The sequence below is a fragment of the Tindallia texcoconensis genome, assembly GCF_055383815.1.
This window is the reverse complement of the sequence record NZ_AP042431.1, coordinates 2,470,460-2,485,000: the sequence shown is the minus strand read 5'-3', so window position 1 is coordinate 2,485,000 and position 14,541 is coordinate 2,470,460. Positions and strand designations below refer to the sequence as shown.

Annotated in this window: 12 protein-coding genes, 1 tRNA gene and 1 other annotated feature (1 of these 14 running past the window's edge); all 13 genes read right to left on the bottom strand. The window is 39.6% G+C overall.

Going from position 1 to position 14,541, the window contains the following annotated elements; all coding sequences use genetic code 11:
- Nucleotides 1-16, bottom strand: a tRNA-Pro gene (locus ACZ47N_RS11180) (it extends 61 nt beyond the left edge of the window).
- 95 nt (nucleotides 17-111) lie between these two features.
- Nucleotides 112-1,302, bottom strand: coding sequence for an FAD-binding protein (locus ACZ47N_RS11175; RefSeq protein ID WP_464886642.1), 1,191 nt, complete (start codon nucleotides 1,300-1,302; stop codon nucleotides 112-114).
- A complete protein-coding gene (locus ACZ47N_RS11170; protein ID WP_464886641.1) occupies nucleotides 1,283-2,083 on the bottom strand; it encodes an electron transfer flavoprotein subunit beta/FixA family protein in 801 nt (266 codons plus the stop codon). Before ACZ47N_RS11170 ends, ACZ47N_RS11175 begins: the two co-directional genes overlap by 20 nt.
- Nucleotides 2,080-3,672: an FAD-binding oxidoreductase gene (locus tag ACZ47N_RS11165; protein WP_464886640.1), complete on the bottom strand. Its 1,593-nt coding sequence runs from the start codon at nucleotides 3,670-3,672 to the stop codon at nucleotides 2,080-2,082. The genes ACZ47N_RS11170 and ACZ47N_RS11165 overlap by 4 nt, the downstream gene beginning before the upstream one ends.
- A gap of 22 nt (nucleotides 3,673-3,694) precedes the next feature.
- Nucleotides 3,695-5,275: a phosphoglycerate dehydrogenase gene (serA, locus tag ACZ47N_RS11160; protein ID WP_464886639.1), complete on the bottom strand. Its 1,581-nt coding sequence runs from the start codon at nucleotides 5,273-5,275 to the stop codon at nucleotides 3,695-3,697.
- Nucleotides 5,276-5,340: 65 nt separating this feature from the next.
- Nucleotides 5,341-5,554 (bottom strand) — a binding site (T-box leader).
- A gap of 125 nt (nucleotides 5,555-5,679) precedes the next feature.
- Nucleotides 5,680-6,429 (bottom strand): ATP-binding protein, encoded by a 750-nt coding sequence (locus ACZ47N_RS11155; protein WP_464886638.1) that lies wholly within the window; start codon nucleotides 6,427-6,429, stop codon nucleotides 5,680-5,682.
- A gap of 138 nt (nucleotides 6,430-6,567) precedes the next feature.
- Nucleotides 6,568-8,565: a methyl-accepting chemotaxis protein gene (locus tag ACZ47N_RS11150; protein WP_464886637.1), complete on the bottom strand. Its 1,998-nt coding sequence runs from the start codon at nucleotides 8,563-8,565 to the stop codon at nucleotides 6,568-6,570.
- A gap of 43 nt (nucleotides 8,566-8,608) precedes the next feature.
- Nucleotides 8,609-9,346: an oxygen-insensitive NADPH nitroreductase gene (gene nfsA / locus ACZ47N_RS11145; protein ID WP_464886636.1), complete on the bottom strand. Its 738-nt coding sequence runs from the start codon at nucleotides 9,344-9,346 to the stop codon at nucleotides 8,609-8,611.
- 81 nt (nucleotides 9,347-9,427) lie between these two features.
- Nucleotides 9,428-10,981 (bottom strand): CYTH and CHAD domain-containing protein, encoded by a 1,554-nt coding sequence (locus ACZ47N_RS11140; protein ID WP_464886635.1) that lies wholly within the window; start codon nucleotides 10,979-10,981, stop codon nucleotides 9,428-9,430.
- 144 nt (nucleotides 10,982-11,125) lie between these two features.
- Nucleotides 11,126-11,623 (bottom strand): NUDIX domain-containing protein, encoded by a 498-nt coding sequence (locus tag ACZ47N_RS11135; RefSeq protein WP_464886634.1) that lies wholly within the window; start codon nucleotides 11,621-11,623, stop codon nucleotides 11,126-11,128.
- Nucleotides 11,620-12,102, bottom strand: coding sequence for a response regulator (locus ACZ47N_RS11130; RefSeq protein WP_464886633.1), 483 nt, complete (start codon nucleotides 12,100-12,102; stop codon nucleotides 11,620-11,622). Before ACZ47N_RS11130 ends, ACZ47N_RS11135 begins: the two co-directional genes overlap by 4 nt.
- Nucleotides 12,103-12,124: 22 nt before the next feature.
- The gene (locus ACZ47N_RS11125) at nucleotides 12,125-13,819 is read right to left on the bottom strand and encodes a glutamine--tRNA ligase/YqeY domain fusion protein (protein WP_464886632.1); all 1,695 of its coding nucleotides are present in this window, start codon (nucleotides 13,817-13,819) and stop codon (nucleotides 12,125-12,127) included.
- A gap of 75 nt (nucleotides 13,820-13,894) precedes the next feature.
- Nucleotides 13,895-14,539, bottom strand: a complete 645-nt coding sequence (locus ACZ47N_RS11120) for a hypothetical protein (protein WP_464886631.1) — start codon at nucleotides 14,537-14,539, stop codon at nucleotides 13,895-13,897.
- Nucleotides 14,540-14,541 lie beyond the last annotated feature (2 nt).

Sequence of the window (14,541 nt, the reverse complement as noted above, 5' to 3'; positions counted from 1 at the left end):
ACTGCGCTACACCCGGATACCTAGTGCCCAATAAATGCCTGCTGCATCAGCCTGACTTTTACTGGCAAGAAATAGATTACCATCTGGAAGCTTAAGTGTCAAGCAGTATTTTTAATTTTGTTTTGTTTCTATTATCCGTATGAGTTGTTTCAACACTTCTACACAATCACCAATTATTTTATAGTGGGCCACTGAAAATATCGGTGCTTCGGGATCACTATTAATAGCAATAATGGTTTGAGCCTCATTAATACCTGCTAGATGCTGAATAGCTCCAGATATACCACACGCTATAAGCACCTTTGGTGCCACTATAGCTCCTGTTTGTCCAATTTGATGTCTGTACTCACTCCATCCAGTATCCACTAAAGGTCTGCTCACCCCTACCTGTCCTCCTACCAACAGAGCTAATCGATTAATAAGCGTCATGTTTTTCTGTGATCCAATGCCTCTTCCAGCAGAAATAATAACGGATGCATCTGCGATAGTTTCAACTATTTCTTCATGAACCTCTTCCATAATTTCTATACATTCAGTAAAATTTGCCTGATACTCTACTTCTATCAATTGCCCTTTTCTGTCTTCATCTTTTTCCAAAATCTTCATCACACCTGGTCTTACCGTAGCCATTTGAGGTCGGTGTTCCGGGCATATTATAGTAGCCATTAAATTCCCACCAAAAGCTGGCCTTGTTTGAAGCAGACAACCAGTTTCATCATCAATCTCTAATTCAGTACAATCCGCTGTTAATCCTGTCTGTAGTTTTGCTGCAATCCGTGGCGCCAAGGATCTCCCAAAAGAAGTAGCTCCAAAAAGAAAAATTTCTGGTCTATCCTTATATAGAATCGATGTAAGTACATGGCAATAGACCTCATCATGCTGGTTTTCAAGTTTTTTAGCATCGCAGAACACCACACGATCAGCACCATATCCAATCAACTCTTTTACCGAAGGACGAATGCAACTACCTAAATATATGGCTGTTAACTGACAGTTCCGGATATCTGCTAGCTCCCTTCCTTTCCCTAACAATTCATAAGATACCTGTTTAATATCCCCCGCGTATTGCTCTATAAATACAAATACACCTCTACCCTTATTAGCAGCTTCAGTAGTGCATTTTTTTGTTTTAACAAAAATGGCATCATAAGGACAGGTATCAAAACACATGCCACAAAGAATACACTTATCTTCATCCAAGACCGCTTTGCCCTCATCCATGAATAAGGCTTTGGTAGGACATGCTTTTATACAGTTACCACATCCTACACACTTGGTTTTATCAAGAGTCAACTCCGCCATCTTTCACCGCCTCCTCAAGGATTTTCATTATTTCTTTTACTTGGTCTTTTTCTTCGCCTTTGATTTCAACTGCTTGACTCCTCCGATCAGGGATAAAGGTTTTAACAACCTGAGTAGGGGATCCATCTAACCCTATTTTGGAAAAATCAGCATTCAGTTCCTCTGCACCTTTCCTCACAAATGATGGTTTTCGACTGCTTAAAACCCCTTTAATGCTTGGCATCCGAGGCATATTTATATCCTTCACCACCGTCACTAATGCTGGAAGCTTTATTCTTAATCGTTGATATCCAAAATCTGTTTCTTTTTTACACTCGATGGTTTCTTCTGTAATAGAATATATTTTTGAAACTTCTGTTACATGTGGTATACCCATCTGTTCAGCCAACTCTGGCCCTATCTGAGCCGTATCTCCATCTACTGCCATTTTTCCGCATATAATGAGATTTACAGGCCAAAGTTCTCGAATGCCTAAAGCTAGGGTGTACGAGGTTGCCAGAGTATCCGCACCTGCAAACTTCTTGTCTGTAAGGAGTATGGCTCTGTCAACCCCTCTGCTTTCAGCGTCTCGCAGGAGTCTCTCTGTATCAGGAATGCCCATGCTTAATGCGACTACTTCGCCTCCTACGGTTTCTTTTATCCGAAGGGCTTCTTCAATGGCATAGGTATCAAAAGGATTTGTCACTGATAACCTTCCATCACGAATAATGGTATTCGTCTCGGGATGTACCTGCACCTTATTGGTAGAAGGAACTTGTTTGATGCAAACCACTATCCTCATGGATTAACACCTCCTTTCGAAGAAAAGGAAAAGAGATTTCCATGACCAAGCATCCCATTAGCGTCAAACTGGTTTTTTAGCTTTTTCATTTCATCAATTGCCTTATCACCATACATCTGTTTCAGAAAATCAGCTTTCAGTTTTCCTACTCCATGTTCTGCTGAAACAGCTCCACCTAGTTCCGTTACAATCGTTGCCCACTCAGCATACAGTTTCTTTCCTATTTCATACTCTTTTTCATTTTTGGGAAGCAGGTTAACGTGGAGATGATTATTGCCTATATGGCCCCACACCGCCGATCTGAGCCCCTGACTTTTTAAGGATTCACGATAGACCTTTACGATATGATATAAGAATTGATCCGGTACTGCCATATCGGTTCCCAGCTTTGTAAGTCCAGGACAAAACTTTTTCCCTTCGTCTATGAGCCTATTGACACTCTCAGGTATAGCATGTCTGAAAAACAACAGTCGATCCTTATCAACATCTACTTGAGCCACCCATGTATGTTGAGCATCGCCTCCCACTTTTTCCATAATTGTTTCTATCTTTTTCAGTTCCTCTAATGCCATTTCTTCCGATGAGCTATGGATCTCTAGATATGCTGCCGCTTTATATCTTCTATCGATTTCTGGTAATTGTGCAAAGGTATGGCCTGCTTTCTTTTGTTTTCTTAGAATTTCCAATGCGTCTTCATCAAAATATTCTATGGATGCAATTTCTGTTAGGACGCTTCGAATCTCCACAACAAAATCTAGAACCCTTTGCTCTTGCTGAAAAAAGCAAGCAACACCCCAAACAACCCTAGGCATATCCAGTAATTTTATTTCTATTTCACTTATAATACCTAGGGTTCCATCTGATCCGATAAACAAATCAATCGCATCCATATCATCTTCAACATAATAGCCCGAAGCGTTTTTCGTATTAGGCATCTGATAACGTGGCAGTGTAATATTCAATACCTTTCCAGCATCCGTTCTAAGCTCCAAGTTTCTTCCTTTTGCTAGGTTTTCACCTCGTCGTATCTCCAATATTTCACCACTCGTTAAAACTACTCTTAAGTAGGTCACATAAGACCTCACAGATCCATACCGGTAGCTCCTTGCCCCAGATGCATTACATGCAACCATCCCCCCTAGACTTGCAGAAGCCTCTGTTGGATCCGGACTAAAGAACTGTTCTGGCGCATCACAAAACTCTGCATATGTTTTTTGACACCTATTACTCCACGTTTTATCATCAAAGGATTTAAGTTCTATCATTTTTTTCAACTGAGACAAAACAACTCCTGGTTGCAATGAAATGTAAAATTGACCCTGCTGATCTCTTCTCATACCTGTAATACGATCCATTCGAGACATATTCATAATATGTCCCTGAAGAGGTACTGCCCCAGCCGCTAAACCAGTTCTAGCTCCTTGAAGAGTGATGGGTGTTTGGTTGCGTCGAAGAACATCCACAATTCTTTTAATGTCTCTTTCAGTAGTTGGAAAAGATATACTTTCTGCCTTTCCATTTGTTCTTGATTCATCTCTTAAATACTCTGCATAATCATCTGTCATTGACCGAATCAAATACTGGGCCATCTGCCTCCCCATCCTTTCAGGATTAAATCCGAACCAACTGAACTTTTAGAATGCCAGGAACTTTTTCAATCTTTTTTAAATCTTCTTCCGATGGCTCAGAATCTATTGTAAGAACCATCATAGCTTTTTCTCCTTGAACATTTCGACTGACTTGCATGGTAGCAATATTAATTTGATGCTGCCCCAGACTTGTTCCAATTTTTCCAATCATTCCAGGTTGATCGATATTTTCTGCAACCAACATATAAGAAGTTGGAATCACATCAAAAACAAAGCCATTAACTTCAGAGATTCGAAGTTCTTTCTTTCCAAAAACAGTTCCTCCTATGGTATAGCACTTATCTTTTGCATGAATCTTCAGTTGAATATAATTCAGGTAGTGATCATTTTCAGATCTTTTACTTTCAATTACTTCAATGCCTCTGTTTTTCGCCATTAATCCAGCATTCACATAATTCACCTTTTCCTGAACTACTGGCTCCATCAACCCCTTCAATGCAGCCAAGGTAATCATTTCTGTTTCCATTCCAGCCGTTTCACCACTATAGATGATTTCCAGACGGTCTACTGGTTCTTTATTCATCTGATAATAGAATTTCCCTAGGATTTCTCCAAGCTTCATGCTGCTTCTCACCTGATCCAATTCTTGTTTCATCAAAGTGGGCATATTGACTGCATTGGTCACCACTTCACCTTTAAGAGCTCCTAGCACTTCATGGGCAATTCCTACGCCTACTTTATCCTGAGCTTCCACCGTCCCAGCTCCAATATGTGGTGTTAAGATGACGTTCTCCACATCAAAAAGTGGTGAAGTCGTTTGAGGTTCTTCTGTTAAAACATCTACACCAGCCATATTGACAATTCCTTCTTTAATGGCCCATACTAGAGCCTCTTCCTTAACAATTCCACCTCGAGCACAGTTGACGACACACAGTCCTTTTTTTGCTAAGGTCAATTCTGCTCTATCAATCATTCCAATCGTCTCTTTTGTTTTAGGTGTATGCACTGTTAAATAATCAACTTCTTTGATTAATTCTTCTAGGGTCGCTTTCTTTTTTACGCCAATTTTTTCAAATCGGCTATCTGCAATATAAGGGTCATATGCAAGGACATCCATTTCAAAAGCTTGCATTCTCGTTGCAACCAAAGCTCCAATCCTTCCCAATCCAATAATCCCTAATTTTTTCTTATACAATTCAGTTCCAATGTAACCATGATTATCCCAATGGCGGTTTTTCATGGCCTGATGAGCCTGGGGAATTTTACGGCTAGCGGCCAACATGTGGCCAATTGTTAGTTCTGCTGCTGATACGCTGTTGGCGTCTGGTGTATTAACGACAATAACCCCATGTTGTGTTGCTGATGGCATATGAATGTTGTCCACTCCATTCCCAGCACGGCCTACCACTTTTAGTTTTTTAGCGTGATGAAAAAACACTTCGTCCACTTTTGTATAGCTTCGTACTACTATTGCATCGTACTCAGGTATGATAGATAGAAGTTCTTCCCTATTGGGCTTCATTTTTACATCTACCTCTGCTCCCGATTCCTGTAGCACCTTTAAGCCTTTTTCTGATATTTTTTCTGTAACTAGTATTTTCATGATCTTCCTCCTTTTCTATCTCTCTTTTCCAAAAAGCACAAAAGCTTTCGCCCAGCAATTACATTGCTAAGGGCGAAAGCTTCATTACTTCCACGGTACCACCTTAATTTATTTTTATCTCCTATGGGATAAAAATCTTCATTAGGCCTTTAACGATGACCTTCGGACGGGTTTTCCGCCATCTCCAGAGTGGATTCAACAGATTCTGGTGCTGACTTTCACCATCCGTCAGCTCTCTAAAACCTTTCACTGTCTACTGCTCTCTATCATAGATTTATATATGTTTGCTTGTTTTACTATTGGTTCGAAGCAAATTGATTTCGTTCCATCATACAGAGACTTTTGTTCTTTGTCAACTCTTTTTAGGAATTTATTTTCAACCAAAACAGCCCTTGTTTTAAGGTCTATTCTATCCGTCGTCCATCCGTTGTTATGGTTATCTCCCTGTAAGACACGATGGTCTGAGCATCTAACATAGCTTGTTTTACAGTGCTCACAATTCCAGCACAACAAGGAACTTGCATTCTTATGACAGTGATGCTTTTAGGCTGATTGTACTTGATTATTTCTGTGAGTTTTTCTTGATAGTGTTGATTGTCATCAAGTTTAGGGCATCCTATTAGGGTTTTTCTTCCTTTGATGAATTCTTGATGAAAATTTCCGTAAGCATAAGCAGTGCAATCTGCCGCAATTAAGAGATCCGCATTTTTTAGATATGGGGCTTGCGGATGTATTAAGTTTATCTGCACTGGCCATTGGGATAACTGAGATGAATTGCTTTGGACAACAAAGGTTGAATCTTCCTCTTTATCTTCTTGATCGTTACAATCATCACCTATAGATCTTTTAATAGCCTTCGACATATTCCCAGGACACCCACAAGGCATTGATGCATCCTCTGCTATGCGCCTCTCTCTTTCTTTAATTCGCTCCATAACAAGTGCTTCGTCATATGGTTCTGCATCTCTTTCGATCATATTTATAGCTCCTGTAGGACATTCTGGCAAACAGTCCCCGAGACCATCGCAGTAAGTATCGCTGATTAACCTGGCTTTTCCATTCACCATTTCTATGGCACCTTCATGACAGGCTGTTACGCACTTTTCACAACCGTTACAAAGTTCTTCGTTTATCTCAATAATTCTTCTATTCATAAGTATCCTCCTCTTTCTTTCTTTCTTTCTTTCTTGTATCATTATAGTATTTCAATACTTAAATGTCAATACGTATATAAAAAAATCCGGCTCACCTATCTATCGTAAGCCGGAAAGACTGTTTTTCTATTACACCTCTTAAACTTTAAACTGATTTACCAATTGCTCTAAGGTACTCGTAATGTTAGAAAGATCTTTTGCTGCACTACTTGTTTCTGTTGCACCAGTAGCATTATCAGCCGCCACGCTATTAACATCCACAATATTTTGAGCAATTTCATTGGTGCCAGAGGATATTTCTTCTGAGGATCTAGCCACTTCATCTACTTTCTGAGAGACTGCGTCTACGCTGCTAGCCACTTCATTTGATGCCGTTGATATTTCACTGGATGATCTTGCCAGTTCATTGACACCTTCTGATATTTCCATGACCCCACGCGATGCATCTTCAGCATTTCCCGCTATTTCAATGATTTCTTTATTAACTGCATTGACTTCTTGGGATGCACTTACAGCAGCTTCCGATATATCACCAGCAGTCGCCGACTGCTCTGTCACTGCTGCTGCAATAGAATTTGTAATTTCTGTGATTTCTTGTATCACATCTGTAATCGATTTCACCGCTTCTACGGCTACAGAGGTTCTTTTTTGCATATTCTCAATCTGACTTCGTATTTCTTCCGTTGCCTCCCCAGTCTGTTTAGCTAGTTCCTTGACTTCATTGGCTACAACCGCAAAGCCTTTTCCAGCTTCCCCAGCACCAGCCGCTTCAATAGCAGCGTTTAACGCCAACATATTCGTTTGATCTGCAATATCGTTGATAACGTCTATGATTTTACCGATCTGTAAGGATAATTGATCCAAGTTTCCAATGATTTCATTGGTCTCTTGTGCCTTACTTTCTGCATTTGCTGTGATTTCCATGGATCTTTCACAGCTACTACTCACTTCGTTCAACGATATATTGATTTCTTTAATCGCAGTCACAACGCTATTAACGGCTGTTGATACTTGACTGGTAGACTTAGAGCTATTTTGAATTTTTCTTGATATATCGTTGACAAGGTCAGCAACGGACTGAGCTCCTGCTGAGCTCTGCTCAGAAGCAGATGCCATATTCCGAAGCGTCGCATTCATTTCCTCTACAGCAGAAACAACGACACCAAGACTAGTCTTCGCTTCTTCAGAAGCACCTGCCGTGCTGGCAATGCTCGCGGTAATTTCTTCCACTGCTGCACTGACCGTTTCCATCTTGGAACTAAGTTCCTCACTATTTGCCGCCATTGTATCTGCTACTTCACCAAGATTATCCGAAGATTTTTTGAGAGTGGCTGTCGTAGCGTTAATATCCTGCACCGTATTTTGTATTTTTCCAACAAACTGATTGAAATACGTAGCCATTAACCCTATTTCATCTTGACTTGTAATCTCTAGCCTTGTGGTTAGATCTCCTTCTCCTTCTGCAATATCTTTTAGCATATTCGTTACATTTTGAATCGGTTTTATAGCACCCCGATTCAAGGTGATCCCAACTATCACTGCAATTACTGCCGCTAAACTTATTAAGATAATTGTGATCATCGTTACGGTTTGTTGTGTGTCTTCAGACTGCTGAATCAATTCATCCGAAAGCTGCCCATATCCATCATTGATCTCCGTCATGATGCTTCTAACCTGTTGAAGTCCAGGCACCGTCACCTGAGTAAAAATACGCTCCGCTTCTTCAATATTATTATTCTGTATGGCTTGATTAATATCATGGGCACTAGTATGTATCAGTGCATGTGGTTCTTCCATCTCATGAAAGGATTGTTTTAATTCTGCTGGTAAAGCTAAGAATTCATCCGAATCAATAAATCCATAATACCATTGCCCCAAATTGCACTGCGTATAATCCACTTCACCTACAAAACGATCCCCCTCATTCACCGCATCGGACAACTCTTGCCGCCAGTCTAAATGATCAATTTCTAATTCTCTTATTTCTCTGGTTATCAATAGATTGTCTTGGACTCGTGTTTCAATTTCAGCAATCGTCTGGGAAGCATAAAATCCAGCGAAACCAATCGTTACTGCTAAGGTGCCCAGTACTACCAAGGAAATCATAATTTTCATTTTAATCGTTATTTTTTTCATCAAATCACCCCTTTTATCTCTTTTTCCACTATTATGTTAAGCTTTATTTTAAGTTAAACCCTTGTTGCTCTAAAAAAGACTTCATATGTGGCCTTGACTCTTTACTGACTTTTGCTGCCACAGCTTCTGACCATGTTTCTTCCCTAGGGTTCCCTCTTCTATTTTTTAAATATTCCAATATCCTTTGATCGTATGTTTCTAGCAATTCTTTTTCTCTCGTTGTATCATAAACCTCTTCTTTATACACCAAAGGCAAAGGCATTCTTGGCTTTACCTGAGGTGTATGATCAGGGTATCCCAAACTCATGCCAAATATTGGAAACACCTGTTCTGGCAACTTCAGCATTTCACTTACTTCTTTAGGTTTATTTCGGATCCCGCCTACATAAACACCACCTATCTCCAGGGACTCGGCTGCCAATAAAACACTTTGCCCCCAAATGGCCGTATCTACAGAAGCGATAATCAACTGCTCAACGTATCCCTTTTCCATGTGTTCTTTCTGTATATCACAGGCTACATTCAATTTATGTAGATCCGCACAGAAAACCAAAAATACCGGAGCCTGCTTTACATGTTTTTGATCTCCGCAAAGTTCCGCTAGTTTCTCTCTTTTAACAGGATCCTTCACCCTTATAACGGTGTATGGCTGTAAAAAACTAGAAGTGGCTGAATGCCTTCCTGCATGAATTATCTCCTCCAGCACTTGCTCGTCTATTGCTTGGTCCTTGAATTTCCGAATGGATGTATGCCTTTTCATTAAAGAAATTACCTCATTCATCTTATCCCTCCTGATACATTCTTTTGCACTTCTTATTATATACCCATCTCCTGTGTTTTTCACCATCCTATGTGTACCTTTTCATAGCTTCCTTACCTGAGTCTTTTCCCAATGCTTAACCAGTGTTTTTTTAAGTCGATTCTGCTTAGATATTTGCCACCCTACATATCTGCCTAAATACTCCATGTCTTCCAGCAGCATCTCTCTTCTGTTGGCTAAAAATTTCATCCAGTTAGTTTCACAATGACTGTCATGAATATCGCCTAGTAAGGTCTGCAGCTTTTTTGCTGCTTTTAGTGCTTTATCTATGGATTTCTTTGTTTTCCTTTTTTCGTCATTTCCGAGCTTAATATTTTGAATGCTATATCGTATCTTCTTTCCTCGAATCCTTAACCGATGTAACTCTTCAGAATTATCAATGCTGGTTTTTTTTGTTTTTCGATTGAAGGCTTTGATTTGTTCATCAAGTCTTTTATGAACAAACTCCTTTGCTGCTATTTCTGTATCCATCTTTGACGATGCACTTGATAATCCTTCTAATAAATAGCCTATTTCTAAGATTTTCGATGTCATCTCTCCTCCCTTTAACCGTTTGTAGAAATCCCTCCTCTTTTTTTCCAGTTCTTTTTCCACTTCAAATACCATCCACGTTACTTTCTCTGGATGATCTAGGCTCTCAATCCACTCCATAAGATTGATTTTCATGACATCTAACTCTCTTATTTCATTTGTTTCCTGATGCCACTGTTGCAAAAGTAGGTTAATACGATTATAGTCTTTAGGATCAATCGATGGCTTAAATAAGAATAATATCGATCTGAGATTTCTTATGCCCACCCGCAGTTGATGAAGCTTCTCTAGATCCATTGGATGCTTGATTAGTAATTCCAATGCTCCATTGATTTGTTCAAAGGCTTTAACGGTTGTTTTATATCGTCCTTTAGAAACGCTTATTCCATCGATATCAACTGTATGTATTTCCTTCTTTTGTGGATTTTCTCTTTCTTTTTTTAACCCAAGAAGCTTTACCCCTCTAAAAAATTTACTCTCTTTTGCAGGCATTAATGCATATTGCTCTGAAAGCACCTTCCCCAAAATCATCAGCGTCTTGGTTTTCCCAGCTTTTAATTCCAGTTCCAATTCATCTATGCGTTCCTTATTCTTCCCCGCCTCTATATAGCCAGTGTCTATTGCTATTTCAACTATATTTCCTTCATCATCTTTCCAAAGTCCTTTTGTACGGGTAAAAATGGTTTTTATCATCGGTTCCAATGCTTTTTCTCCTACTACTTCCCGTAAAGTTTGTTGAATCTCTGGATAATCAAAGGCTTCGATGGATGCCTCTGGCTCAGCAATGGACAAATTCCACTCCCTCCGCTTATGAAGCCCACCTTCCGAAGTTCCCATTCCTTTTACCGTCGCAACCCAACTTTCCTCTTCTTTTCGAATGCGATACGTCCAACCCGCTAAAAAAAGTAAACGATCAGCAGTATCGTAGTAAGTGGATTCCAATCTATTCTCCAGAAGAGGCAATTCCATGCCCGACATGAACTCTAATGTCTTGGAAATTTTCGGTGCCTCTTCTGGATTTAATAGGCGTAATTTAAGTTCAATTTCTTCTAGTTCTTCTAACATTTTGAATTTCCTCCTAACCAAATCTTTTTCTATTAGATACCTCAATTCCTTCGTGATAATCATGGTCTTTCCCTGTCTTTTTATTCTATAAAAAGAAAAAGAATGACAAAGAGTAAATTCTTCTTTGTCATTCTTGGAATAAGTTTAATCTCGCTGTTGCCCAAGGTATACTCGATGATTCAAAAATTGATTTTTCAAATCTTCCCAAAAAACATCCTTTAAAATTTCTGGATAAATATCCATAGTTGTATTTTTCAACTCTTCTTGACTATAAAAACGACACTCTTGGATGAGTTGATGCTCTAGCTCTGGATCAGTTCCCGTCACCACTTTTTCCTGTTTTTCCAATAGTTCTCCCCTAAAAAACATTCCTAAGTGATGCAATTCAGCGTTGTGGCTTATATACTCGCGAACATACAAAAGCTCCCCTGGTTGACAGGATACTCCACATTCCTCTTTTACTTCTCTGACTACAGCTTCTAAGGCATTTTCTCCAGCTTCCAATCCACCACCTGGAGGCATTAAATAGGTTTCTTTCATCAACGGATCTTTATGAAGAACCAATAGTATTTCATGATGCTGGTTCAGAATAATGGCAGATGCTCTAACTCGAAATAACATTTGTGGCTGCCAACGTCTCATATCGTCGTTCCTGTTTCACCACAACAAAACTTTGTCATGACTCGAAGCAGTTCTTCCATGGAAACAGGCTTAGATAAATAGGCATCCATCCCCACTTTCATGCATCTATCCCGATCTTCTTCCAGTGCGTATGCTGTAACCGCAACAATGGGTATATGAATAGATGTCATTTTTTCCTGTTGTCGTATTAACTCAGCCGTCTCGTAGCCATTCATCACCGGCATCTGAATGTCCAGAAATATAAGATCATACTCATTTTTCATGTACATCCTTACGGCCTCAAGACCATCTTTTGCAAATTCTGCCTCTACGCCTAATCTCACTAGAATTTTTTCCATAAAGATTCTGCTCATAGGATCGTCTTCAACAACCAACACCAAGAGATTTTCCTGCTGAATATGGATCTTTATTTGTTCCATGGATTTATCTGCTCTATAGGATTCATTCATCATTTCTCTGTCTGCAACCATTATTATCATACCTTCCAGCAATTATTCAACTCTATTTAGGTGCCTTTTGAATTTTAGCCCATGTGTCCCGAAGAGAAACAATTCGGTTAAATACTAGTTCATCCTGATCCGTCCCATCAATTGGGTCCAATGCAAAGTAACCATGTCTCATAAATTGAAACTGTTGACCTGCTTTATATGCTTTGAACCCTTTTTCCACCATAGCACACCCTATTTCTTTTCTGGAATTAGGGTTTAGTTCCATAAGAACTTCCCCTGAAGACTCATCTTGCTTTTCATGGAAAAGGTGATCATACAATCTTACTTTAGCCGGGATGCTTTCTTCTTTTGATACCCAATGCAACGTTCCTTTTACCTTTTTGCCACTAGTATCATTTCCACTTTTTGTGTTAGGGTCATAGCTACAATGCAATTCCAACACTTCTCCTGTTTCTGGATCCTTTATCACTTCATCGCAGCGAATGATATATGCATACTTTAAACGCACTTCTTTCCCTGGCGCCAATCGAAAGAATTTTTTGGGTGGTTCTTCCATAAAATCTTCTTTTTCAATATAGATCTCTCTGCTAAAATTAATTTGTCTCTGACCCATTTCTGGATTTTCTGGATTGTTCTCCGCAGTCAAAACTTCAGTCTTATGTTCTGGATAATTTGTAATCACAAGCTTTAGAGGGTTAAGAACCCCCATCATACGTGGTGCTTTCAGTTTCAAATCTTCTCGAATACAATGCTCCAGTAAAGCGATATCCACCATGCTATTGCTTTTAGCAACCCCTATCCGATCACAAAAATCTCTAATAGAGGCTGGCGTGTACCCTCTTCTGCGTAAACCAGAAATGGTTGGCATTCTTGGATCGTTCCATCCATCCACTGCTTCATTTTCTACTAGCTCTCTTAATTTTCGCTTGCTCATTACCGTGTTTGTAAGATTCAGCCGTGCAAATTCAATCTGTTGTGGATGGGGCTGGAAATCTAGGGCGTCCATAACCCAATCATACAAAGGACGATGATCTTCGAACTCTAATGTGCAGATGGAATGGGTAATCCCTTCATAAGCATCTGACAACGGATGTGCATAGTCGTACATAGGGTAAATACACCACTCATCGCCTGTTCGATGATGCTTTACTTTAGCTATTCGGTAAAGCACAGGATCTCTCATGTTCATATTGGGGGATGTCATATCGATTTTCGCTCTCAAAACCCGGCTTCCATCAGGAAATTCTCCTGCCCTCATTCGCTGAAACAAATCTACGTTTTCTTCAACGGTTCGATCCCGATACGGACTTTCTTGGCCTGGCTCTTTTAATGTGCCACGGGTTTCACGAATTTCCTCACCTGATAAGTCGCAGACATATGCTTTTCCTGCTCTAATAAGGTCAAGACCATATTCATACAGTTTTTCAAAGTAATCCGATGCAAAAAAAAGTCTTTCTTCCCAATCAAAACCTAACCAGCGAACATCTTCTTTGATGGATTCCACATACTCTACATCTTCTTTTGATGGATTTGTATCATCAAACCGTAAATTGCAAAGACCATTATACTCGTTGGCTAAACCAAAATTCAGACAAATTGACTTGGCGTGGCCAATATGTAAATAGCCATTCGGCTCTGGTGGAAATCGTGTGTGAACACGACCATCATTCTTGTTATTTTTAAGATCTTCATTAATAATGTTTTTGATAAAATTAGATGATACGAAGCCTTGATTTTCGCTGGACATGCAGGTCCCTCCTTATATGATAAAACTATTCTTTTTCCTTTATCCCTTCATTATATCATATCTTTTTCGTCTCTGTCATCGCATTGCTGTAAAAGAAGTCATCCTTTTCATGATTATACCCATCCATGAAGCTAGCACCCCAAGAATAAGGAGTAGCTTTCGATTCCTTGGCATATATTCCCAAAAGCCTTCTCTAAAGTTATTCCAGACTTGATTTTTATCTTCCCTTGGAATCTGAAGGCTCATGGTGCCGTCTTCTCCACGAAGCAAAAAAGCATTTTGAACTTGTTCCATAGGTGTTTCAGTTTTCCCTTCGTATACTACCCAGAAATGACTCAAGGAAAAACTAAGTTGATAAGGAATCTCTCTAGCCTCAAAGTAGGAGGCCAATAGGACAAATCGACTTTTACAATCTCCTGTTCCATTCTCTAATACCTCTTCTAAGGTAGGAAAATACCATGGAACCCCAAAGGTAACCCAGTCATATTGATAGGGTATTTTCATCAAGACAAAACCTTCCAGCTCCTCCGCATCCAAAGGAGCCTCTTCTATAAGGTGCATCACACCAGCTGCATCCACTGGCGGATTTATAATTCGGTAAAGGCTCTGCCCTAACTTAAACGGATTAGGGTAGAGCACTAAAAGTATCCATACAGCCATAAAAACAAAAAATTGCCAGTATTTCACTCGTAAAAGACCAGATTGAATTCTTTTTTTCATCT

Coding starts and splice junctions, on each gene's coding strand:
- ACZ47N_RS11130 (WP_464886633.1), bottom strand. CDS start 12,102: ATGATAATAATGGTTGCAGACAGAGAAATGATGAATGAATCCTATAGA.
- ACZ47N_RS11175 (WP_464886642.1), bottom strand. CDS start 1,302: ATGGCGGAGTTGACTCTTGATAAAACCAAGTGTGTAGGATGTGGTAAC.
- ACZ47N_RS11120 (WP_464886631.1), bottom strand. CDS start 14,539: ATGAAAAAAAGAATTCAATCTGGTCTTTTACGAGTGAAATACTGGCAA.
- ACZ47N_RS11150 (WP_464886637.1), bottom strand. CDS start 8,565: ATGAAAAAAATAACGATTAAAATGAAAATTATGATTTCCTTGGTAGTA.
- serA (WP_464886639.1), bottom strand. CDS start 5,275: ATGAAAATACTAGTTACAGAAAAAATATCAGAAAAAGGCTTAAAGGTG.
- ACZ47N_RS11125 (WP_464886632.1), bottom strand. CDS start 13,819: ATGTCCAGCGAAAATCAAGGCTTCGTATCATCTAATTTTATCAAAAAC.
- nfsA (WP_464886636.1), bottom strand. CDS start 9,346: ATGAATGAGGTAATTTCTTTAATGAAAAGGCATACATCCATTCGGAAA.
- ACZ47N_RS11135 (WP_464886634.1), bottom strand. CDS start 11,623: ATGAGACGTTGGCAGCCACAAATGTTATTTCGAGTTAGAGCATCTGCC.
- ACZ47N_RS11155 (WP_464886638.1), bottom strand. CDS start 6,429: ATGAATAGAAGAATTATTGAGATAAACGAAGAACTTTGTAACGGTTGT.
- ACZ47N_RS11170 (WP_464886641.1), bottom strand. CDS start 2,083: ATGAGGATAGTGGTTTGCATCAAACAAGTTCCTTCTACCAATAAGGTG.
- ACZ47N_RS11140 (WP_464886635.1), bottom strand. CDS start 10,981: ATGTTAGAAGAACTAGAAGAAATTGAACTTAAATTACGCCTATTAAAT.
- ACZ47N_RS11165 (WP_464886640.1), bottom strand. CDS start 3,672: ATGGCCCAGTATTTGATTCGGTCAATGACAGATGATTATGCAGAGTAT.